The following is a 23,759-nucleotide window of genomic DNA, read 5'->3' on the forward strand; positions in this document are numbered from 1 at the left end:
AAAAATCAAAAAAAATGAATATTAACAATTTTACACCTATTTTACTGGAGCAACGAAGAGGGATTGTTGCAACAAGTGGAAGAGCATCCACAACAATACGAGTAAAAAGACCCAGTTGGTCAGATGTTTATAATGGCTATCCTAAAGTTGGTAATGATGATGAGCCTGCAACCTCAATTTTTCCTAAAATATTGGGTGATGATTATGATAAGAAAACTTTTGGAAATGCTTGTGCAACTAGAGTATCTCTTGGACTATTAAAAGGAAAAATGATTGTAAGAAAAGATTTTCAGATACAGAAAGGAGATTTTAAAGGCAAAGGATTTATAGCCAGTGCTGGAAGTTTGAAAAAATGGTTAGAAAAAGAAAGTGTGTGGGGTTCTGCTGATATAACAGTAGCTGGTCCATCAGATATTAAGACTGTTGCTGATAAAATTAACGAGGGTAGAATAAAAAATGGAGTTTATATCATTTTAGGTGGATTTGGAGACGGAATTACAGGACATGCTACCTTATGGATTGGGAATAATAGAGATGTAATTGGAGGGCATAACTATGTTAGCTATGGTGGAACAGTTTATTTTTGGGAATTAAAATAAGTTTTAATTATGAAATGGATAGTAATTTTTACCGTGTTTTTTATTTCATTAAATGCACAAAAAACGAGATTTGATTCTGTTGTAATTAAATTAAAAAAAGATAGTATTTCTTATAACCAATATATTGAGTTTGGGAAAATTTATTGTTTAAATAGCAAATCATATACTTTAGAAGATGAATATGGTTCAAAATATAATTTATTATTTCCACTACCCAGACTAATAAGTATTAAAGCAATAAAACAGCAATTTGCCAATTATAATAAAAATCACAAAAGGAAAAAATGTAATTGCATATATCAGTCAAATAGTGATTTGAAAAAGATGTACATTAATTTAGTAGAAAATAAGAAAAATTACAATAGAGAACCTGAATATGATATTGAAAATTATATGAAAGATTATCTTGAGAACTATTATATAAGGATTCAAACAGAGTAAAAGTATAAAAATTGAAGACATTAGATACATTATTAAAAACCGTGATAAATTCAAATTATGCCCCAACACATCACAGATACCACCCAGCTAAAATGTGACAAAGGAACAGCTATGACACCTATCACAGTAACCAGTCAATCTTTTATGAGTATTGATGGAAAATTACAGGCTACAGAGGAAGATAAGCAACCTAACACCAACATTAAACCTTTTGGCACGTGTAGTGTTTTAAGGTCTTCCTGTGCCCCGTCTCCTGTAAAATGGCAAGATACCTCTGTTTTTGAAATTGAGGGTAAAAAAGAACTTTTAGATAACTCTACCTGCCAGTGTTCTATTGGTGGTAAAATATCAGTTGTAAAGTCAGCCCAAAGCTTTGTTGAGGAGTAAAATACAAGCTGATTCTTAGTGATAAAACCCAATCTGCCTTTCGTTTCAAGCAACTAAATGATAACCATTTTGTTAATATGTAAAATAATGGCTCTATGTTATTACGAAACATTTCAAGATAAAAAATTCCTTCAACAATTTGGAGGGAATTACTTTTTCTAAAAAGCCGTATAAGGTCTATGCTTGTCTTTTAATTTATAAAGAATTTCTTCAGTAACAGTGGTTATGTATTTTTCATTAGCCTGAATCCAAGAGGTTTTAGATTTAATACAATTTGCTTAGTCTTCAAGTTTATAACCTGGTCCTTAATCACCTATAAAGTACAGGGAACAAAACCCTTGCATCATGCTTAAAATAATAGAATAGCTGTTATTTTTCGTGCATTTCTATCAAGGATGAAGAAAAAACCTTTTATTTTTGTTTATTACATATTTGGTAATAAATTTGTGGGAAAATTAAACAAAAGTTTGTGCAAAAATATTCTTCCGCTGTTCTTCTCTTTATTTTTTCTATTATTTACACCCAGCACTATACTATTCAGTTATATAATACAGACAACGGCCTTCCGCAAAACAGCGTAAAAGATATTATAAAAGACAAATACGGTTTTATTTGGCTGACCACTGAAAACGGAATTGTAAGGTATGATGGAATGAAATTTTTGGTTTATAAAAATCTTCCATTAAACAGTCAGCGGTTTATGTATTTCTATGGCCATCCCGAGAAAGACAGCATTTATACTACAGCAGACTATGGAAGAACCGTCCTTATACACCAAAAATCTCCTGTGGTAACAAACTCATTAAAAAAAAAATCAAATTTTATATTTAAAGACCATACCAATTACTTTTTGTACGGGTCCAATTATAGCTATACTACGTCACCAGGCATGAGCCTTTATTTTCAGCTTAATGAAGGCACTTATTTTATAAAAGAAAATTCCCTGAAATATGTTGATACCGTTTCCCAAAAAGAAGAGCATCTAAATATCAAAACATTCTATAAGAACACTGCCAAAATTTTCTTACTCAATACATCAGTATTCTTTATTGATCATCGCTCAAAAAATATTCAGAAAATTGAAAAGGGAAAAGTTGTTGATTATTATAATGAACCTTTACTGACAGATAGTAATACTAAAATTTACTGGAGCCGGATTAATAACCAGGTGTTTATAGTCAATAAGAATAACATATACAGGTGTCTTTATGAAAAAAATAAATTCAATATATCAAAAATTGCACAGCTCGACCATATTGCAGAGAATATAATTAGCATATACTACGACAAATCTTACAAAAAACTTTATCTCGGAAGCAGCACCAATGGACTGCAGATCATCAGCTTTTCAGATTTCAGTACCCTTCAGAGGCATTCATCGAAGCCGGAATCTGTCTTTTATGCCACTCTCCCCTACACTGAGTCTTCAGTAATCACAACCTTCGGTGAGAGCTATAGCCAAAGCGGGCTCGTAGAGGATAAAAGTTTTAAAAACATCACGCCGTTCTTCATGGCTTATGATGAGAAGGAAAATCTTATTGTACGAAAGGCAAATGACTTGGTGATATACCAGAAGAAAGCATCTTACACAGAAACTATTTCAAAGAAAAATTTCATTTTAATAGACTTTTTTTTTGATGCCAACAGGTATTATGCCTTGGAAGTCCATCAAAAAAAAGATGGAACTACTGAATACAGCGGAAATCTTCTGATATATAAAGACTTGTCTTTCAAATCTGTAAAAAAGAGGTTTTTTTTTAATAATGAACCCTCTAAATTCCTGAAGTTTGATGAGGATCACATCTTGGTAGGAACTATAAAGGGATTATACAAAGTATCGCTGAAAACAAACAGAATGCTTAATTTAAATCCCGGTAATGAATTATCCATCCGTAGTATTATCAAATCAAAAGATGGTAATTTCTGGATAACCACCTTAGGAAAAGGACTTTATCTACTGAAAAACAATCGTCTGATCAAAATGCCCTATGATGCCAATAACAATATTTCTTCATCTCATACCATTTTGGAAGATTCATACGGATTTTTCTGGATTCCTACCAACAACGGGCTTTACAGGGTTCGGGAAAGCCAGCTGCTTCAATATGTCCAGAACAGACAATTCAGGGTTAACTATTATCGGTTTTCAAAAGATTCAGGTTTCAAAACCAATGAATTCAATGGTGGCAGTAATATCTGTGGCAACAGGCTAAAAAACGGGGAATTTGTACTTCCTTCCTTAGATGGTCTGGTTTTCTTTGATCCGGCGAAAGTAAGAAGTTACTATCCTGAGAATATTTACATAGAAAGAGCTATGATTGATAATAAAGAAAAGTACTTCAACAAAGTGCTGCATCTAAAACCGGAATCCAATCGTATTGATATTTTCATTGATATACCCTATTATTCAAACCCCGACAACCTGGTTATAGAAGCTAAGCTAAGCAGCATGTCTAATGACAGCTGGGAACCTATAGGAAAGGACGGAAAATTTTCATTTTCAAATCTTACCTACGGAAACCATACTTTTGTAGTGAGAATACTTGTTTCCGATGATGGAAAATACATTTATAAAAAAATAAAAATCATCATTCCACCCTATTTTTACCAGACGCTTTGGTTTAAACTATTTATTTTCTCCATCATACTGTTCTTATTATACATGGTGGTAAGATGGAGATTGCGTTTTCTGAAAAAGAAAAATCATGAACTGGAAGAAATTGTCAATTCCCGTACAAAAAGCCTTTCTGATACTGTTGAAAAGCTTAAGATTACAAAAATAAAGCTTCATAAAGAAATTGAGCAGCAAAAAAAGCTGATCGGAACTATTACCCACGACATTACAACACCGGTAAAATTTATTGCGCTCACAGCAAAAGAAGCCCTGAATCAGAATGAATTTAACGGGCAGCAAAGTGAAAAAATTCTGAATTCTATTTACAAGTCCTCAGATCAATTATACAATTTTACCATTACCTTAAAAGAATATGCAGATATTTACACCCATCACCGATCCAACAAAACAGAACTCTATTCTCTGTATAAGCTGATAGATGAAAAAAAAGTGCTTTTCAATGCTATAGCAGAAAACAGTAACACTGTAATTATTAATAATGTAGACAAGGCACTGTCTGTATGGATCAGCAAAAACATATTATCTGCAATTTTTCACAATCTCCTGGACAATTCTGTAAAATTTACAAAAAATGGCTCCATCACAATAGACAGCAGTGTGGAAGGCGATACGGTGATTCTATTGATAACAGATACCGGTATTGGAATGGATGAAAAGAAAATAGAATATTATACAAAACTTCAGGATAATATTGAAAATGAAAAATTACTGCTTCAAAAATACGGAATGGGACTTCACCTTGTCCTGCAGCTACTTCAAATGATCGAAGGAAAAATTGCCTTCAAAAAAAATAAATTAAAAGGAACTTCATTTAAACTGATTTTAACAAATAAAAAAGATGACTAAGAATATTCTTATTGCTGATGATCACGACATTGTTTTGGTAGGAACAAGCATGATTTTAGAGTCAAGAATCCAGGGTGTTGTGATAGACCAGGCTGAAGATTATCCGGAAGCTCTGGAAAAGATTTCCGGGAAGAAATATGATCTTGTTATTTTGGATATCAATATGCCGGAAAGCAAAAACAAAAAAATGATCTCCGAAATTAAAACACTGGATCCCGCCATAAAAATCCTGATATTTTCTGCCTATGAAGAAGAGGTAGCCGTACAGTATATAAAAGCGGGCGCCAACGGATACATCAGTAAATTAAGCAAATCTGAGGAAATCTCAGATGCCGTAAATAAAATTTTTTCTGAGGGATTTTATTACCCCCCATCTATTGTACAGCAATTGCTTCAGCAGTCTCCACTGGATTCTATAAAAAAATTATCCGTAAGAGAATACGAAATTTTTATTTTAATGGTTCAGGGTAACGGCAATTTAGAGATCTCAAATAAGATGAGTATCCAGATGCCTACTATCAGTACCTATAAAAAAAGAATTCATAACAAACTTAAAACGAAAAATTTAGCAGACCTCATTAGATTATATCAAACCTATATAGCCTGATTTCTCATAATACACACGTAGAAAATTTTCTACAATATCCTTTATTTTATTCTACAAAACACATTGTTTTTTGTAGAAGTATTTCTATATTTTTGCGTTATGAATGTATTTTATTTAAAAATAATACAATAAAATTCACAATATAATAATAAACACTTAACTTGAAATTAATAAATCAGGGCAATATTATTCATATATTATGCTATACATAGTTTATATTCAGGGAGTTAAAATTAAAAAACTAAAATAAATGCTAAGAAAATTTACAAAATTAGGGCTACTATTAGGGCTACTCGCTTCTTCTCTTGTCTTCTCACAAGCAGGAAATGTAGGGATAAATACTCCCAATCCCGGATCCACAATAGATATTAATGGATCCGTAGCGGCGAATTACACTGCAATAAATACAGCATCATACAATTTGAATTCAGCTGATTTTCATGTCTCTTACAATGGCACTGCTAACGCTGTATTCAATCTTCCGGCAGCCATCAATGGCGTTGGAAATTTTAAGGGGCGAATGTATACTATTAAGAATAATACAAATTTTACCGTTACACTCAATTCCGCAGCACCGGAAACAATTAATGGAAATACCAGTATTGTAGTCCCTGCCAACCAAAGCATCCAGCTGATCAATACAGGACTTACCGGGGCCAATTCTACCTGGGAAATTGTATCAGCGAGTGCTTCGGCAGGTAATTATACCGCCAGTAACGGTCTATCCATGTCGGGCACTGATGTTAAATTAGGAGGCACCCTATCTCAGCCAACAAATATTGCTACTGCAGGAAACAACCTGAGTATCAACGGAACCGGAAAGATTTTGGTAGGAACCAATACAGTTCCTGCAGGATCAGCCAATTCTAAAATCGTCATCGACAACGGTACTAATAACGGTGCATTACAGATTAAAGACGGTACTCAGCAGCTGGGTTATGTACTGACCAGTGACGCCAACGGTTTAGCTACCTGGTCATCAACAGTCACCACAGCATTTGCCAACAACTGGACAAAGTATACAGGGACATTAACTAATCCTTTTACTGGAAATGCAGGTGGAGATAACCTGCCGACAGGAATATCAGTGAACATTCCAGCCAAAGGCTGGTATTTTTTCCGTTCCGGAATTACGATCACCTCTACTTGTAATGATTACTGGTTTTATATTGGTGGTATAGGAGAAGTATGGAAAGCTTATTGTGGAACTGCCAGCCCTGATCCTATTAATTTTGTACCAAGAGACCAGACCAGAGTATTGTATTTTGCAGCTCCCGGAATTTATCCTGTTGTTGCTCATAAAACCAATTTCGTAGTTCCGACTGGGTTTAATGGTGGTAATCCAGCTTTCTACCTTGATTTTGTGAAATTCCAAAATTAAGAAAAAACATACAAGATGATTCTAAACACATAAATCTGAAAAACCGAACTGCTTCAAGTCCCTCATCCCTATGGCAGTTCATTAAACATGCTTTCTCTGTAGCGGATACAGATGCCGGCTATTAACAACAAGTGAAATTTCTTTACCCGCTAATTATTCATTAATCTTATTAAATATGAGAAAAAAAATGTTTTTACTGCCGCTACTGGCAGCTCTAAACTATACTGTGATGTATTCTCAAACCGGTAATATAGGTATTAATACCAGCGATCCTGGCAGTAAGCTAACCGTCAATGGCTCATTTGCTGCCACCTACAAAACCACAACAACAAGTGGTCCTGTTGATGCCAATGATTATTATATAGCCTACAGCGGGAACAACAATGGCACTTTAACGCTGCCTGCTGCTGTAACCGGATCCGGCAATTTTATCGGAAGAACCTACCATTTCAAAAATACAGGAACAGCAACATTATCCATTGCCGCCAGCGGAACAGAGCTGATTGACAATCAAAGCGGTGCAGGAGTAGCTTCTATAAGTGTTCCTCCGGGTTACTATGCTTTTTTCATAAGTAAGGGAACGGTTACCAATACGACATGGGAACTTATTTTACTATCAAGCTCCAATAGTCTGCCCGCAGCAGCATCCACTTATGCTTTTTCCACTATAAGCACTACAACCAGACAGTCTCTTCCTGCTACAGTAAGCGGACCTTATATCAACGCCGAAATCAACTATCCTGAAGGAACAGTCATCAATACAGGAAATGTAATGAATACGGCCAATGGAAGGTTTACTGCTGCTACCAGTGGATATTATATGTTTTACGGTTCTACCCAGTTTGATAATGGTGCGATTGCCGGTGCTCCCAATTTTGCGTGGGCTATATTATATCTTGTAAAAAACTTCAGCACCACTCCCAATAATGTATTGGTTCAGTCTTACCAGTCGAGTCCCGGTATATTGGCAGGGACCAATGTTTCGTGCATTACCTATCTGAATGCCGGAGAAACCGTAAGCATGGCTTCAGCAGCAGCCGTAACCAGCGGAACTGCTTATCAGGTGGTCGTAAGCTCGTTCTATGGTTATAAAATTGCCAATTAACTGCGAACTATTTAAAAATTAGTTAAATCCTCCTGCCCTATCATTTATAATATATCACTGATGATGAGAGAGAAAAATTGTTCCCAAACAAAACAGGAGGATTGACGCAGTTGGCTACTTCTTCAAATGTTAAAAAAAGCTGATTAATCCTGCAAAATTCATGTTTTGTGGGATTTTTTTGATGACATTACTTACTTCGCCAGAAGCCTGGTGGCCAACTTGCCGCGGAAACACATGGTCAGTTTTATCCGAAATCTACACAATGGCTGCATTACTTCAAAAGAAGGATTTTTTTCATCAAAAACCAGCCTTAAAAAAAACAAAAGCACCGGTATTTCTATCGGTGCCTGGCTTTATTTGTAAATGTACTTTTGATAGGGAATTCTTCAGTAAGAAGAAAAAAATTATGTTATGATCACCAATTTCTCTACTGGTTCTAAAACAATCTAATGTTGATGCACGTGCATCTGTTCTCCATTTTCGTCTTTCTTTCCTTTGGTTACATCAACGGTAAAATCTGCGGTATGCACTTTCCCATCTATTTTAAACTGTACCCACATTCTGTAAACTCCCGCATTTTCGATATGTGTTTGTGCAAAAATTGGAAAGCGGCTGTCTGTTACAGGATGAATATGCAGAAATTCTTTATCTGCCTTGCCTATCATTACTATATGGGCAGATGCTCCTAAATATTGCTGCAAATCCTTTTCGATTAATTTCTTTCCATCTTTTTCGATGGAGATTTCCAGGTGTTGTGTTTTGTTGGTTTTAAAATCACTTCCATTGAGGAGGGTTATGGTAAATCCATCAACTTTTGAAATATACTTGGTTGAAATATCATTATTAACCGGACTGCTTTTTCCCTGTACTTCAATTTCCTGTTTGTTCAAGGTCTGTTCGCCACCACTCGGTTTAAAATCGGAAAACAGCAGATACTTTCCACCATTCGGGAATGTTTCGGTAATCGCATACGCACCGTCAGTCTGCTCTTCCGGATGGATGTGGCGGAACCAGCTTAAATCTTCACTAACTACCATTAAATGCAGTTTCATCTCGTGTGAAATATCCAAGGCTACATTTTTTTCGTTTTGCTTTACAGCAAGTGTCAATTGAGTTGGTTTTCCTGCTTCCACATTTTGTGGCGAAGTAGTTAATTGCACCTCATACGCAACTGCATTTTCAGTATTAACTGCTTTCAAATCCATTCCACATTTGGGGCATTTTTCTCCCTGTTTTCCGGTTACTTCCGGGTGCATAGGGCAAGCGTAAACGCTTTCTTTGTCTGTATGCTCGTGAGTTGTCATATCTTTATTTTTTTTATTTTCTACATTGTTACAGGCCGATAAAGTGACTAAGCAAACCGTTACGCCCAACAATGTATTGATGACCTTTTTCATCTTAATTATTTTATAGTTTCAATTTTGAAACCTGCCTTTTGAACTGCTTCTATCACTTTTTGCTCAGTAATTCCTTCAGATTTCAAAGTTAGGATCTTCTCTCTATTGGCAGTGTCCACTTCCCATTGCCCGATACCTTCGGCATCATTTAGAAAAGGGGTTACTTTTGCTACGCAGCTACTGCAATTGATGTTTGTTTTGAACTGAAAATTCGTATTTTCCATTTTTATTTATTTTAAATTATTTATTGATACAAAGTTGAGCCAAATAACACGATTTCTATTGCGGTTTTTGGGTTTTGATTTGTAAGATTTACTGATTGTAGATTTTGTACTGCTAACGATACTGAAGGTCTGGTTTCAGATTACAGGTAATGGATGTATCCAATTTTAGCCAGGTAAATACAGTTGTCGCAGTTATCATATTCAATAATAGACTGAGCAGGCTGTTCGAAATTAGCTTTTAAAAAGGCTTCGGAGAACAAAGCATACGGTGGAAACTTTGCCATGTGGTTTTTGAGCATTTGATGAGCTTCTACAACGGTAGCTCCGTAAAGTTTTTTAAACCTGCCAATTGTATATCGGGTAAAAGAGCCATAGTGCACAATAATTTTCAATGATAAAGAAATTTCCATAGTAAGCTCCAATGATAACCTGCCTAGCTCTTTTTTGAAATTCTTGTACATTACCACAATCTGAGCTAGCGTATCGTCAAACGAGGGTATTTTGCGGTATTTATAAAACAATACCGCATCTCCCTCGATCTCAGAAACTTTAAATGAAAGATTATTGCTGTCAATGATTGATTTCAGAAGATTTTCAGTGATATATTTTCCGATAAACATATTGGTATTGATAACAAAATCTGTAAAGCCGGATATATCCGGGATCATTATTATTCCTTTTTCATTTTGGGAAATACGTTCTTCCATAATCAAGTTCAACAAATGTAACTGGTTAATTTTTGAGTTTCTTAACAGAAAATGCAGCAATAATTGCGGCAATTACACATATAACAGCAGCCGAGAAAAATGCTGTTTGAAAACCTGCATTCAGCGCTGCCATATCTGGAGCTCCTGCTGTTTTAACAGCATTGGTTTTTGCAGCAGAAATAGCAACAATAATCGCCAGACCCAAAGCCGAACCTACTTGATAACTCGTATTGACCAATCCTGAAGCAAGCCCTGTTTCTTCAGGTTTTGCACCAGACATAGAAGCAATAGTACCCGGAATATAAGCTAACGACATACCTAATGCTCCCAACAAAGATGCAGGTAATACATTAACCAGGAACGTTCCATCAGCAGGAATGGTACTAAACAGGAGAAGTGATGCGGCAAGTACAACAAGCCCAGCTATAAGATTTGTTTTGAAACCCAATTTAGCTACCAATTTGCCCGTAACACCTACCATCAAAAACATGATAGCAATCGTCATAGGCAGTAATGCCAACCCACTGTTGAAGGCAGAATAATTTAACATCTGCTGTAGGTACAGATTGAGGAAAAACCATAAAGGTATCCACGCTGCAGCCAACAAAGCCATGACCAGATTACCAGATGAAAGATTGGGCACTTTGAAAATACTTAGCGGAACCAGGGGCTCCTTTTTCTGCTTTTGGATGACAAAGAAGATAGTGAACAATACTAAAGACAGGGCTAACAGTCCAATGGTTTGAAGCGATTTCCATCCTGCACCTTCAGCCGACACAATACCATATACTGCGAATACCAGTGCAGCAGTTGCCAAAATGGCCCCTGTAACATCCACTTTTCCTTTTTGGGTACTGCCTTTAAACAACAGGCTTCGGCTATACAACAGCACAGCAAGTCCTATAGGAATATTGATCAGAAATACCCAGTGCCAGGAAAGCCATTCGGTAATAGCTCCACCAAGGAAAACACCTGCAGAGCCACCTGCTGCTGCAGAAGCACCCCAAAAACCTAATGCTTTATTGAGTTCTTTCGGGTCGGTAAATTTGGACAGCACTAAAGTAAGCGCTGCCGGGGCAATCAATGCAGAACCCAGGCCCTGTAAAGCCCTTCCGGTATTAAGTGCTGCTTCTGACCAAGCTACACCTGCCAACAGTGATGCGGCAGAAAGGATGGCAAAACCCCACATAAAAACCTTGCGGGCGCCAAACAAATCCGACAAGCGGCCACCAAGTAGTAAAAAGCCGCCAAACGCAATAACATAAGCGTTAAAAATCCATTGCAAGCCACTTTGCGAATACCCCAGGTCTGCCTTTATTGCCGGCAAAGCTACCCCAATAATAGAGGTATCCATAATTACTATAAATTGTGCAGTACAAAGTAAGAAAAGTGCCGACCAGCGTTTGCTGTATGCGGCAGGTTTATTTATTGATTGTTCCATGTTTTTTTTCATTTTTTAAAATATTGATGAATAGTTACAGGCTTAATAGTCCCAGTGCATTTTGCAGCTCTATGTGAAGCGTTCGCAGGTTATATACAGCATTCAGATAGTTGATCTTTGCTTGTGTCAATGCCAATTCGGCATCCGTCAATTCAAGTCTTGAGCCTAAGCCGTTTTTAAAGCGGTCTTCCATCATGCGGTGGTTTAGCTCTGCCGATTGCACCGTTGTTTCTTGTATATCCATTTGTGTATTCGCTTCTTTCCATTTGCTTATAATGGTTGCTAGTTCTGTTTTAACCTTATCTTTTATATCGTTTAACCGTATATCTTCTTGCTGGCCTTTAATTTTTTCCTGGCTGATCTGAGATCTGGTACGGTAACCGTTAAAAATAGGTACAGTCACTTGTAAGCCCAGAAAAGAAGTTCTTGGTAAAGAATATTCCCCAAACCTCATATCATCTGCCTGCGCCTGTACCTGATATTGCCCAATTAGAGAAAGCTGTGGCAACAACATAGCTTGCGTAGCTTTTAATTTTTTTTGTTGCAGATCAATAGATAACTTTTGAATATTCAGGTCTTTTCGATTGGCTACTGCAATTTTGAATGCTTCATCAATTTGATAAAACTCGCTCTTGTCCGCTTCAATACCCAATTCAAGGACATCGGTCAGTTCTAATTCGGATGCGTCATCCAGTCCGATTAACCTTTTTAATTCAATGCCTGAAACCTCAGCGTTATTTTTTAAATATGAAATAGAGGATTTCAAATTTTCTACAGCAATAAAGCTTCTTAACGTATCAGATTTCAAGCCTTTTCCTTGCACCAATAAGGCCCGCGAATCTTGCAGTGCTTTGAAATTGCGTTGCAAACTTTGGTCAAGTAATCCCAATTGATTATTCATCATCAATATATCCAAATAACGGGTTGAAACCTGAAGGGCAACTTTACTTTTCAGGTCACCCGTCTTTTCATTTTCTATTTTTTCATTAATTTTTGAGGCCTTTGTTAAATGATGTAAAGCAGGTGTAAAAACAGGTTGATAGACTGATATCAATCCGTTATAAATATTTTTCCCGCCAACGGCGATGTCCTGCACCGGCTTACTGGTACCTGCGAACGAACCGGGCATAAATATAACCTGCCTGTCAAAATAATAGGAATAGCCAAAGTTTGCCGAAATAGCAGGCTGTAAGGCGCCTTTTGTTTCACGGGTTTTTTCTTTAGCATTAATTTCTTCTAAAACCTGTACCTGTAAAGCCTTATTTCCCTGCTTTGCCATTTCCAGAGCATCGGTAAGAGACATCGTTCTCTTCTGTGCATACAGTATATTTACGCTGCTTATCAATAGCAGTATTGTACCTATATATGAGATGTTTTTTTTCATTTTTTTACTTATTTTGAGATTTGGAATCATAATACTTCAGCTGATCTGCTTTCTTCTTCGGTATCTTCTTCTACAACTACTTTCTCCACTTTTTTGCTTGATAAGTAAGAATATACAGCCGGGATGATAAACAAGGTTAGTATTCCAGAGAATGCTAATCCTCCTACAATCACAATCCCTAATGACTGACGGCTGTTAAGCGTAAGCGCAATGGGCAATGCTCCGAATATCATCGCCAGTGACGTCATTAAAATAGGACGGAAACGCTGCTCGGCTGCCTGTATAGCTGCTTCCCGCTTTGAAAGTCCTGTGTTTTTAAGATGGTTGGCAAATTCAACAATCAGAATTCCGTTTTTGGTAATTAATCCTATCAGGGTAATTATTCCAATTTGGCTGAATACATTTAAACTCTGACCAAACCATGAGAGGCTGAGAATAGCTCCGGTTATAGCCATTGGTACGGTAAGCATAATGGTAAGCGGATCACGTAAGTTTCCAAACTGAGCGGCCAAAATCATATAGATAAGTATCAATGCTAAAATAAGCGTAAAGGTGATGTTGCCCTGGCTCTCTGTATAATCCCTCGATTGGCCAGCTAAGGATGCTTTGAAAGTTTCTCCCAAAACTTCTTTCTTTATTCTTTCGATTTCCTGTATTCCTTCAGCAAGGCTCACTCCCGGTGCCATTGCAGCTGATACGGTAGCAGAAGTATATTGATCGTACCGGTAAATGGCAGCAGGACTTACAGCTTCTTCTGTGGTGATCAGGTTGCTCAATGGGATCATTTCGCCTGTTGCCGAACGGACGTAGATTGCACTCAGGTCACTTTTATCGTTTCTATGTGCTTTATCTAATTGTCCAATCACTTCATATTGACGGTCGTCCCGCAGGAAATATCCATAACGCTGGCCAGAGAAGGAAAGCTGAAGGGTGTGGGCCACTTCTTCCATAGATACACCCATTAAGGCAGCTTTCTGACGGTCGATATTTATTTTTACTTCCGGTTTATTAATCTTTAAATCGGCATCTATAAACATCAGTTTTTTACTTTGACGTGCCGCTGCCAGGAATTTTGGAAGCACTGCCGTCAGACTGTCGAGGTTTTGCGATTGCAATACAAACTGTATCGGCATACCCCCACCATATCGGCTCCCGATAGTTGGCGGCAGATAAGGGAATAAAAGAAACCCTCTGAATTGCCCTGATGCAGCTCCATACTGATTGTACAGGTCCTGAACACTGTGCTTTCTTTCTTTAGGATCTTTGAGATAGATACTTTGTACCGCCACATTCACGGGTGCCGGAGCAGGAATAAAGGAAATAGCGACCATGGAATAGGTTTGATATAATCCATCGGTAGAGTCATTCACATATTTACCAACTTCGGTCATGTGCTTTTTCATGTAGTCGAAAGAAACACCTTCCGGAGCAACGGCTATGAGGTTCATGTTTGAGCGGTCTTCGACAGGCGCCAGTTCTGAAGGAAGCTCTTTGCCTACAAAATAAATGAGTGCAGTGGTCCCTATTAAGAATATCCAGGCCAACCACCTGGCTTTCATAAACGTGGTAAGCAAACGGGCATATCCATTATTTAAACGCACAAAAAAGGGTTCAGTAACCTGATAAAACCAACTTGGCTTTACTTTTTTCTTTAAAAAATAAGCACTCAACATTGGTGTCAGTGTCAATGCCACAAAAGCTGAAATCATTACCGAGCCTGATACTACAATGGCAAACTCTTTGAAAAGCTGCCCACTTATTCCACCCATGAAAACAATCGGAAGAAAAACGGCTGCCAACGTAATGGTGGTGGAAACAACTGCAAAATAAATTTCTTTCGATCCTTTAAATGCAGCCTGTATGGGCGTCATACCTTCTTCTATCTTTTTATAAATATTTTCAAGTACAACGATGGCATCATCTACCACCAATCCAATCGCAAGCACTAATCCCAACAGCGTTAAAATATTGATGGAAAAACCCGCTACATACATAATAAAAAATGCGGATATGATGGATACCGGAATAGCCAATACCGGAATGATGGTTGACCGCCAATCCCTAAGGAATAGAAAGATAATCAGTACCACCAGTCCGAAAGCGATAAACAGGGTTTCTTCTACCTCTTTGATAGATTCCCGTACAGAACTGGTATAGTCGAAACCAACTATCAAACGGTATTCAGACGGAACTTCTTTACGCAGCTGTTCCAACCGCTTATAAAACTCATCTACCACTTCGATGGCATTCGCACCACGCTGTATCTGGATGGCCACCCCAATGCCAATACGGTTTAGGTTTCCTGTTTCGTTAATGATTGCGGTACGCTCGTTTTCTTCTCCCAATTCGGCGGAGCCAATGTCTTTGAGGCGAATTACCGTACTGCCCACCTGCCTGATGAGCATTTCTTCAAAATCTTTTACCGAAGTAAGGCGGCCCATCGTACGGATACTCAACTCGCTGTTGTTTCCTTCTATCCGGCCCGCGGGTAAATCAATATTTTCCCTTGCCAAAGCTTTGCGAATGTCTGCAGGAGTCAATTGATAAGCGGCAAGTTTTGCGGGATCAAAGCGAAGACGCATGGCGTATTTGTGTTCGCCCACAATGGCTACATTACTGATTCCCGGAATAGACTGCATTTTGTCTTTGATGACCGTAGAAGCAAGGTGGCTTACTTCTTTTATGTCTTTGGTGTCACTTTCCACCTCAAGAAATGCTACCAGATTGTCTGGCGAAGACGCCTTTTGTACAATGGGCGGATCTACATCGGTAGGGAGTTGCTTACGGGATTTGGCCACTTTGTCCCTCACATCATTCAGTGCATCTTCAAGATCCACTTCACGGTTAAATTCTACCGAAATAATACTTACCTGTTCCCTGGATTCAGAAGAAATGGTACGTATTCCATTGGCTTCTGCAATAGATTCTTCCATTGGCCGGGTAAGCTTCGATGCAATTACATCCGGGCTTGCACCAGGATAAAACGTAATGACCGAAATTACGGGCGGTTCTGTTAACGGAAATTCGCGAACCCCTAATTGTTTCCATCCTACTATTCCCAAAATAATGAGCAGGAGTGAAAATACACCAGCCAAAACCGGTTTTTTTATGCTTAAAGATGATATACTCATAATGCTAAGATTTGAAATAAATTATTTGGACAAAATGGCTTTTACAGGAGTTCCATCTCCTAAGCGTAGCATATTTGAAACAATGATACTATCACCAGCTGAAATACCAGAGGTAATAACTGCATCGGTTTCTGTCCTGTTGCTTATGGTTACTTCGGTGGGTTTTGCCACGCCATTTTTAATGATAAAAACAGTATACCCTTTTGCACCAGGTGCAAGTGCTTCAGTGGGAACCAAAATCCCTTTTGTGCCTTTCTCAGTAGCAAGGAAATAAACTTTTGCTGAAAGTCCTGCCCGAAAATGCCCGTGAGCATTATTGGCTGTGGCCTGTACCTGCAGACTCCTGCCTTGTGCATCAAGATTTGGTTCAGTAGCACTGATGGTTGCTGCATACTCTTGGTCTGACAGCTCCGAAGTAAATCTGACTTTATTCCCAGTCTGTATCAAAGGCAGGTATTTTTCCGGAACTGAAAAATTAATTTTGATACTGCCTTGATCCTGCAGCTTTACGAGTTCAGCACCAGGCGTAACATAAGCACCCAGAAACACCTTTGAAATACCTATTTTCCCTGAAAATGGCGCACGTATTACTGTTTTGGCGAGTTCAACACGAAGCAAATCCTGTTGCGCCACTAAGGAGCGGAAACGCATCAATGAATCATCATATTCCTGCTGTCTTACGGTTTCGGTTTTCAAGAGATTGCTCATCCGTTCTTTGTTGAGTTTTGCCAATTCCAATTCAGCACCAATTTGTTTTAAACGGGATTTGATATCGGCATCATTCAGTGTATAAAGTATGGCACCCCGGCTAACGTAGCCGCCATCTTTAAAGGCTACTTTAGTAATCTTTTGGGGAATTTCACTAACGATGGAAACCTCTCTGTAAGGCAGCATCGTCCCCACTATAGCTTCTTCATGATTGAGCAGTTTTTCCTGTGCTACAATAATGTCTACCGGCAATTTGCCGACATCTGCGTTAGTTGTTGCCTTTTCTGTCGAAACCTTTTCCGACTTGTTCTCACAGGCAATCAGTAAAATGCCCAATAACGGAATTAAAATCCCTACCTTTTGTATTTTAGATTTGTATAACATGGTCTTGTGTTTAATGATATAACAGACGATTAAAACTTAAGAGCAAAGGTACAGGCCGTAGCTGCCGCAGTTTTCAGACTATTACAGGTAAGAGTTGTAAGATTTACGCTTTGCTATTTCCGGCCTTAAATGGTTACGGGTTCAGGAATGATAAAAGATCACCATACATTCGTGTTGGCAATTATGATGTTTGGGGCTACTCTATTAAAAACAGAAAACCCTGCTCATATAACGAACGGGTTCTGCAAGATGATTTTATTTAAATAACTTTATAAAATTTGTCTAATGACAATGAATAAGAGGTATTATGAATACTTAATTATGTTCGCATCATTTCTTATTTTTTTATAGTGGCTGGAAGTAAAGCCTGTATATTTTTTTAACTGATTGGACAGGTAGGCCGGGCTGCCATAGCCCAAGGCGTAAGCAATATCTGACAGCGACTGATCTGTATAGACTAAAAGCTCTTCTACTTTTTCTATCTTCTTTGAAATGATAAATTTTTCGAGGGTATACCCTTCCAAAGACGAAAATAAGGCACTCAGCGAATCATACTCTTTATGCAATTCGTTACTGATAAATGCCGAAAATTTAACGGCAGCACCGGTATCCAGTTGTTTCTGTATGCCATTTTCAACAGCACTTTTAATCAACTCTATAATCTTTTGATCTTTGCTGTATAACAGATCGAATCCGTTCTTTTGGAGCATAACTCTGATAACTTCTTCTTCCATGGTAATTTCATCCGTTTCTTTTAGAATTACCTCACCTAACCGAATATCAGAAATTTCCACACCAAGCTTTGGGAATTCTTCAGAAAGTACATAAATACACCTGTCGCATACCATGCCTTTAATTAATAATTTCATAGATTTAAAAAGATATTTAGTATTCCTTACGTTAAGGAACCAAAAGTCTGTTTTTAGCGGTAATAAAATGTTATGATATGCCGTATTTGATTTACGAAATCTGCCAAACAGTTGATCATGGATGATACAAAAATGATCATCAATTTCCGTTCTGTTCAGTTTGCTGTTTCCTGATAATTTCCAGCTTATTTTTTCTTATTTGTTTGAAATAGGTGGATGTAAATCCCGTGTTGTATTTTAGTATATCAGACAGCGAAGAAGGATTATTATATCCCAATGCACCTGCAATCTGCTTCAATGACTGTTCTGTATAGACCAGCAGTTCTTTCACTTTTTCTACTACCCGCATTACATAAACTCTTTCGAGTGTGATTCCATATTCAGATAAAAACAGGTTATCAAATACATTGTAATCTACTTTCAATTCGCTGGCAATCTGTTTAGCAAAAACTAAAGACCTACCGGTATCCAATCGGGTCTGAATAATATGGTCCGCAATGTTTTTAACTTTGCTAAATAGTTCTGAACGGTCATTGGATGATTTTTTTGATAACATAACTTCCGCTTTAAGTATTGACGTTAAATTCTAAAGCAACATAAGTCTGTATTTAAAATTTCAGGGACCAATGTATGATGCATCATCCCTGAAATCAACTTAAAACTCCTAGTTAGAGCAGCAACTGGCTGAAGAACCTGACTCTTTTTCGCTGTCATAGCCCTCTACTTTGTAACCTGCTCTTTTAATAGTTTCCACCAGTTCTTCTTTTATTTCCTCACTTTCAACAGAAACGGATAATTTTGTGGATTCCAGCTTTTCAACTTTTACGCCAGCCATATTTTTAATTGCATCACTTACTTTTGTCTGGCAATGTGCACTCTGCATACCGGGTATGTTCAATTCTACATTTTTCATTTTAAATAAATTTTTGTATTACAAATTTCTTTATTGTTCTGCTTTTATTTTTTACGCTATTCCCTTTTTGATTTGTGATATTTACTGGTTTATTTCATCCATTTCAATCTTAAACTGTTACTTACTACACTTACGCTACTCAAGGCCATTGCAGCTCCAGCTATCATTGGGTTTAACAGAAAGCCGTTGATCGGAAACAATATTCCGGCAGCTAAAGGAATACCAATCAGGTTGTAGATAAAAGCCCAAAAGAGGTTTTGCTGAATGGTGGCCACAGTTTGTTTAGACAGGCGTATGGCCTGAGGTATTTTGGTAAGGTCTGACGAAATAATCGTCATCTTGGCTACGTCCATAGCAATGTCACTCCCTTTACCCATGGCAATACTTACATCGGCTGTTGCCAATGCGGTACTGTCATTAATTCCGTCACCCACCATTGCTACTACTTTGCCTTGCTGCTGTAATTTTTTTACAAAATCGGCTTTATGCTGTGGTAATACTTCGGCTTGATAATGTTTAATTCCTGTTTGTTCAGCAATCGCTTCTGCTGTTGCTTCATTGTCGCCAGTAAGCATATACAATTCAATTCCCATTTCCTGCATTTCTTTAATTGCCTGAACGGATGTCTCTTTAATTTTATCGGAAATAGCGATAACAGAAAGTGCGTGCGTACTGTTTCCAAACCAAATTACCGTTTTGGATTGTTTTCCCCATTCATCAGCCTGCTGTTGTAATTGTTCAGCAATACTAATGTTGTTTTCTGTGAGTAGTTTTTTATTACCTACAAAATATGTTTCACCATTGAAATCTGCTTTAGCTCCTTTACCTGTAATACTATCGAACATTGATAGTGTTGTGGTATCAACTCCTTCCAAATGTTTCACCACGGCTTCCGCCAATGGGTGCTCTGATTGTTTTTCAATGCTCAGTAAAATATTTTTTGTTGTATCATCATTGTTCAGCCATTCAATGCCTGTTACCTGCGGTCTTCCTTCTGTTATTGTTCCTGTTTTGTCTAAAACAATAGCATTCACTTTTTTAGCTAATTCCAGGCTTTCGGCATCTTTTATTAAAATACCGTTTTCAGCCCCTTTACCGACGCCTACCATTATAGCCGTAGGAGTAGCTAATCCCAATGCACAGGGACATGCAATAACCAATACCGTTACGGCTGCCAGCAACCCCTGTACTACACCGTTATCACCCCCTAAAATAAACCACAAAATAAATGTGAGAATAGCAATGCTGATCACCACCGGAACGAAGATGCCTGCAATTTTATCAACCAATTTTTGAACGGGAGCTTTACTACCTTGTGCATCTTGCACCATTTTAATGATTTGGGCCAGCATGGTTTCTTTGCCAACTTTCACCGCCTTGAACCGAAAGCTTCCTTTCTGGTTTATTGTTCCGGCAAAAACTTTTTCACCGTCTTGTTTCAGTACAGGTACAGGCTCTCCGCTCAGCATACTCTCATCTACATACGAATTACCAGAAGTAACCATTCCATCGACCGCAATTTTTTCGCCTGGCTTTACCAATAGTACATCACCTTCATGTACGTCTTCAATGGCAGTTAGTTTTTCGGTTCCGTCCTGTGTTATTACCATCACAGTTTTTGGTTGCAGGCCCATCAGTTTTTTAATGGCAGTAGAGGTGTTTCCTTTGGCTTTTTCTTCTAATAATTTACCTAAAAGAATAAAGGCAATAACAACTGCAGCAGCTTCAAAATATACATGTGCATGTAAACCTCTCTGATGCCAGAAATCCATAAAAAGCATATTAAATACACTAAAAATGTAAGCAATACCTGTACTCAATGCTACTAAAGTGTCCATATTGGCAGAACGGTGTCTGGCCTGTTTCCATGCATTGATAAAAAAATCTTTACCCAGCCAAAGGACCACAGGAGTGGAAAAGAGCCACATAATTTCGTTACCGTAAGGCATATCCATAAAAAACATACCAATTGTTACTACAGGTATGGAGAGGATGACAGCCCAAATAGTTTTGTATTTTAATTTTTTGAATTTCTCTGCGTGGATGGTCTCCAGGGATTCCTGCTGCTTTGTTTCTTCAACGATAAGCAAGTCATAACCAACACCTTGTACCGCTTTTTGCAGTTTGGAAGCATCCGTCATATTGGGAAGATACTCTACGGTAAGATTTCCGGTTGCATAGTTGACAGAAGCGCCGATCACACCTGGCTCGTACTTTACGATACTTTCTGCACTTCCGGCACAAGAAGCACAAGTCATTCCCAAAACCGGAAAAGTGTTTTTTACCGTTGGAACACCATAACCCAAGTTTTTAATAGCTGTAACGGCTTTACCAACTGTTTCATTATCTGTAACAGTAATGCCCGCTCTGCGGTTATTTATTTCCACTTTGTGACTTTCTACACCATCTACCTGTGCTAATCCTTTTTCAACAATTAACGCACAATGTTCACTTTCTACGTCTTCTAATGGAATGTAAACCGTTTCTCTATTGTTATTTGTAGCCATAATTTCGATTGATTTATTTACAATACAAAATTGGCGACAATATGGAGAACAGTTATTGTGGAATTATAGAATTGATTTGTAATATTTACTTACACCTTGTCCAACGGTTTTCTCTTTTCTTCCTTGATTTGTTTGAAATAGCTGGGGGTAAGTCCGGTTACTTTTTTGAACTGGTTGCTTAAATAGGCCACACTAGAATAGTTTAACCGGTATGCAATTTCGCTTAAAGACAGCTCATCATAAACCAGAAGTTCTTTTACTTTTTCAACCTTTTGAGCAATAAAATATTTCTCTATTGTAGTACTTTCGACCTCTGAAAACAGATTGGAAAGGTAATTGTAGTCATGGTTTAGTTTTTTACTTAATATATCAGATAGATTGGCTTTTGTATCATTATCTTTATAATGTACCAGATCAATAATTACATTCTTTATTTGCTCTATTATCCTACCTTTTTTATCATCGATCACTTGAAAACCTAAAGGTACCAAAGCACTTTCCAAAGCATCTTTTTCACTGGAAGACAGCTCTTTTTCAAGAGTAACTTCACCCAGTTTAATATTTTCCAACTTTAATCCAAGTTTCTTCATTTCATTCTGCACGACTATAATACAACGGTTGCAGACCATATTTTTGATAAATAGTATGTTCATATTTATTCTCTGTTCATATCTAAAATAAATTCACAATAAATCTAATAAACAAATCTACGATTAAAATAAAGAGCTTTTGGCGTTCATTAATTAATTTATATACGGTATTCCTGTTAAGATCAACAGGCAAATTAAAAATGCTTGAAAAACCATTAAATCCTGTAATTTTCAGGAATTACAGGATTTTTTTCATTACATGGAAATCATCCATTTCCAACACCCCAATACACTTCTAATGAAATAGCATAATCTCATCAGTTTTTCAGGTGATTCTTCTTTAAAAACTCCCCTATTTTATTCCATTCAATCTGTCCGGCAATAGCATTGGGATTGGCGTCAAAGACGTGTTCACCGTAAGGAATTTCAACATAGGAAACAGGAAGTTTCAGATCTTCCGCTTTTTTCACAAATTTTCTTGTCGCTTCTACATTGACGACATGATCGATCTCACCGGCAATAATAAATGTGGGTGAAATGCCTTCGGAAAGCTGGTCTATTAAATTCAGCTGGGCATACCGCTGTGGAAATTCAGTGGGTGATCCTCCAAGGTATTTTCTGGCTGCATCTTTCAGGTCGATATTTTTTTTCTCATCTATTTTCTGCCAGAGTTCCGATAGGCTGACAGGCGGATAAATAGCAATAACGGCCGCCGGAAGCGGAGGCTGAGGTGAATCATAAGATTGGGCAAAACCTTTCCTTACTCCTAAATCTGCCTGCATGACCAAAGCTGCTCCCGCAGAACCGCCTACTAAAATTATTTTGTTCGGATCAACATTGAATTTTTTTGAATTTTTCATAACAAACCCCATCGAAGTCACGACTGAATTAACCGCAGATTCCCAATTGTGCCGATCGTCCTTTCCTAAAGGATAATCTATGGAGAAAACCGTGTATCCATGATCTTTAAACCAATTGGCAGCATACCCGACCTGAGTTCTGTTTCCTTCGATAAAAGCACCTCCATGCACCAGAATAACCGGAATGGCAGGTGTAGAAGATTTTGTTTCCGGGCGGAAAACATCTATATGCTGTTCTTCATTATAAATACTAAGATAAGAATAAGTTTCCGTAGGTTTTACCGGTTCTTCAGAACTTTTCAATCCCTGAGAAAATGAAGCCTGGGTATTGTATTTTTTAGCTGTAGAAAACATAACTATGGTGAAGTAAATCTGAGCCGCAAAAAACAACACTGAAAGAATCATATTAATTTTCAATAAGTTACGCCAGTATTTTCCATATCTATAAAAAAGAAAACAGATACACAGAAGTACCAGACTCAAAATAACAAACTGTGAATTGAACTGTATGGTGAACGAACTGCTATACCCACTCAGAAGCATGGGTGCCTTCACGTACACCGAAATCATGGGAATAACCAACAATAACAGAATGATGAAGAGTAAAACTGCAAAGAATATATTTAAAAACTTTTTCATTATA

Annotated in this window: 20 protein-coding genes; 7 read left to right on the plus strand and 13 right to left on the minus strand. The window is 37.6% G+C overall.

Translation table 11 applies throughout. The features are described 5' to 3' along the window. Nucleotides 1-14: 14 nt before the first annotated feature. The 7 genes from LQV47_RS10425 to LQV47_RS10455 all read left to right on the plus strand — a co-directional run bounded on the left by LQV47_RS10425 (nucleotide 15) and on the right by LQV47_RS10455 (nucleotide 8,001). The gene (locus LQV47_RS10425; RefSeq protein WP_230036597.1) at nucleotides 15-599 is read left to right on the plus strand and encodes a T6SS effector amidase Tae4 family protein; all 585 of its coding nucleotides are present in this window, start codon (nucleotides 15-17) and stop codon (nucleotides 597-599) included. 9 nt (nucleotides 600-608) lie between these two features. After that, complete coding sequence (locus tag LQV47_RS10430; protein ID WP_230036599.1) at nucleotides 609-1,040, plus strand: hypothetical protein; 432 nt, start codon at nucleotides 609-611, stop codon at nucleotides 1,038-1,040. Between the two features lie 57 nt (nucleotides 1,041-1,097). Continuing rightward, entirely contained in the window at nucleotides 1,098-1,427 is a 330-nt protein-coding gene (locus tag LQV47_RS10435) for a DUF4280 domain-containing protein (RefSeq protein WP_230036601.1), read from the plus strand. A 469-nt stretch (nucleotides 1,428-1,896) separates the two neighbouring features. Further along, entirely contained in the window at nucleotides 1,897-4,908 is a 3,012-nt protein-coding gene (locus tag LQV47_RS10440; protein ID WP_230036603.1) for a HAMP domain-containing sensor histidine kinase, read from the plus strand. Further along, nucleotides 4,901-5,515, plus strand: coding sequence for a response regulator transcription factor (locus tag LQV47_RS10445; RefSeq protein WP_230036605.1), 615 nt, complete (start codon nucleotides 4,901-4,903; stop codon nucleotides 5,513-5,515). The genes LQV47_RS10440 and LQV47_RS10445 overlap by 8 nt, the downstream gene beginning before the upstream one ends. A gap of 250 nt (nucleotides 5,516-5,765) precedes the next feature. Beyond that, nucleotides 5,766-6,896 carry a hypothetical protein gene (locus LQV47_RS10450; RefSeq protein ID WP_230036607.1) on the plus strand — a complete coding sequence of 377 codons (1,131 nt, stop codon included), beginning with the start codon at nucleotides 5,766-5,768 and terminating at the stop codon, nucleotides 6,894-6,896. A 175-nt stretch (nucleotides 6,897-7,071) separates the two neighbouring features. Further along, nucleotides 7,072-8,001: a hypothetical protein gene (locus LQV47_RS10455; RefSeq protein WP_230036609.1), complete on the plus strand. Its 930-nt coding sequence runs from the start codon at nucleotides 7,072-7,074 to the stop codon at nucleotides 7,999-8,001. Nucleotides 8,002-8,447: 446 nt separating this feature from the next. Here the strand turns inward: LQV47_RS10455 and LQV47_RS10460 are convergent, their stop codons facing one another. The 13 genes from LQV47_RS10460 to LQV47_RS10520 form a co-directional block, all read right to left on the minus strand. Next, on the minus strand, nucleotides 8,448-9,398 hold the full coding sequence (locus LQV47_RS10460) for a heavy metal-binding domain-containing protein (RefSeq protein ID WP_230036611.1): 951 nt from the start codon (nucleotides 9,396-9,398) through the stop codon (nucleotides 8,448-8,450). Between the two features lie 5 nt (nucleotides 9,399-9,403). After that, entirely contained in the window at nucleotides 9,404-9,622 is a 219-nt protein-coding gene (locus LQV47_RS10465) for a heavy-metal-associated domain-containing protein (protein WP_230036613.1), read from the minus strand. Between the two features lie 140 nt (nucleotides 9,623-9,762). Next, on the minus strand, nucleotides 9,763-10,329 hold the full coding sequence (locus LQV47_RS10470; RefSeq protein ID WP_230036615.1) for a DUF2652 domain-containing protein: 567 nt from the start codon (nucleotides 10,327-10,329) through the stop codon (nucleotides 9,763-9,765). A 25-nt stretch (nucleotides 10,330-10,354) separates the two neighbouring features. Then, complete coding sequence (locus tag LQV47_RS10475; protein ID WP_230036617.1) at nucleotides 10,355-11,782, minus strand: MFS transporter; 1,428 nt, start codon at nucleotides 11,780-11,782, stop codon at nucleotides 10,355-10,357. 22 nt (nucleotides 11,783-11,804) lie between these two features. Further along, a complete protein-coding gene (locus LQV47_RS10480; protein WP_230036619.1) occupies nucleotides 11,805-13,154 on the minus strand; it encodes a TolC family protein in 1,350 nt (449 codons plus the stop codon). 26 nt (nucleotides 13,155-13,180) lie between these two features. Next, entirely contained in the window at nucleotides 13,181-16,285 is a 3,105-nt protein-coding gene (locus LQV47_RS10485) for an efflux RND transporter permease subunit (protein ID WP_230036620.1), read from the minus strand. Between the two features lie 21 nt (nucleotides 16,286-16,306). Further along, on the minus strand, nucleotides 16,307-17,377 hold the full coding sequence (locus LQV47_RS10490; protein WP_230036622.1) for an efflux RND transporter periplasmic adaptor subunit: 1,071 nt from the start codon (nucleotides 17,375-17,377) through the stop codon (nucleotides 16,307-16,309). Nucleotides 17,378-17,682: 305 nt separating this feature from the next. Beyond that, the gene (locus LQV47_RS10495; RefSeq protein ID WP_230036624.1) at nucleotides 17,683-18,246 is read right to left on the minus strand and encodes an AraC family transcriptional regulator; all 564 of its coding nucleotides are present in this window, start codon (nucleotides 18,244-18,246) and stop codon (nucleotides 17,683-17,685) included. Nucleotides 18,247-18,385: 139 nt separating this feature from the next. After that, nucleotides 18,386-18,802: a helix-turn-helix domain-containing protein gene (locus tag LQV47_RS10500; RefSeq protein ID WP_230036626.1), complete on the minus strand. Its 417-nt coding sequence runs from the start codon at nucleotides 18,800-18,802 to the stop codon at nucleotides 18,386-18,388. A gap of 108 nt (nucleotides 18,803-18,910) precedes the next feature. Beyond that, complete coding sequence (locus tag LQV47_RS10505) at nucleotides 18,911-19,159, minus strand: heavy-metal-associated domain-containing protein (protein WP_230036628.1); 249 nt, start codon at nucleotides 19,157-19,159, stop codon at nucleotides 18,911-18,913. A gap of 89 nt (nucleotides 19,160-19,248) precedes the next feature. Beyond that, nucleotides 19,249-21,666 (minus strand): heavy metal translocating P-type ATPase, encoded by a 2,418-nt coding sequence (locus LQV47_RS10510; RefSeq protein WP_230036630.1) that lies wholly within the window; start codon nucleotides 21,664-21,666, stop codon nucleotides 19,249-19,251. Between the two features lie 89 nt (nucleotides 21,667-21,755). Next, entirely contained in the window at nucleotides 21,756-22,319 is a 564-nt protein-coding gene (locus tag LQV47_RS10515; protein WP_230036632.1) for an AraC family transcriptional regulator, read from the minus strand. 254 nt (nucleotides 22,320-22,573) lie between these two features. Next, nucleotides 22,574-23,755, minus strand: coding sequence for an alpha/beta hydrolase (locus tag LQV47_RS10520; RefSeq protein ID WP_230036634.1), 1,182 nt, complete (start codon nucleotides 23,753-23,755; stop codon nucleotides 22,574-22,576). Nucleotides 23,756-23,759: the final 4 nt, after the last annotated feature.

Source organism: Chryseobacterium sp. Bi04 (genome assembly GCF_918698085.1).
GTDB lineage: Bacteria > Bacteroidota > Bacteroidia > Flavobacteriales > Weeksellaceae > Chryseobacterium.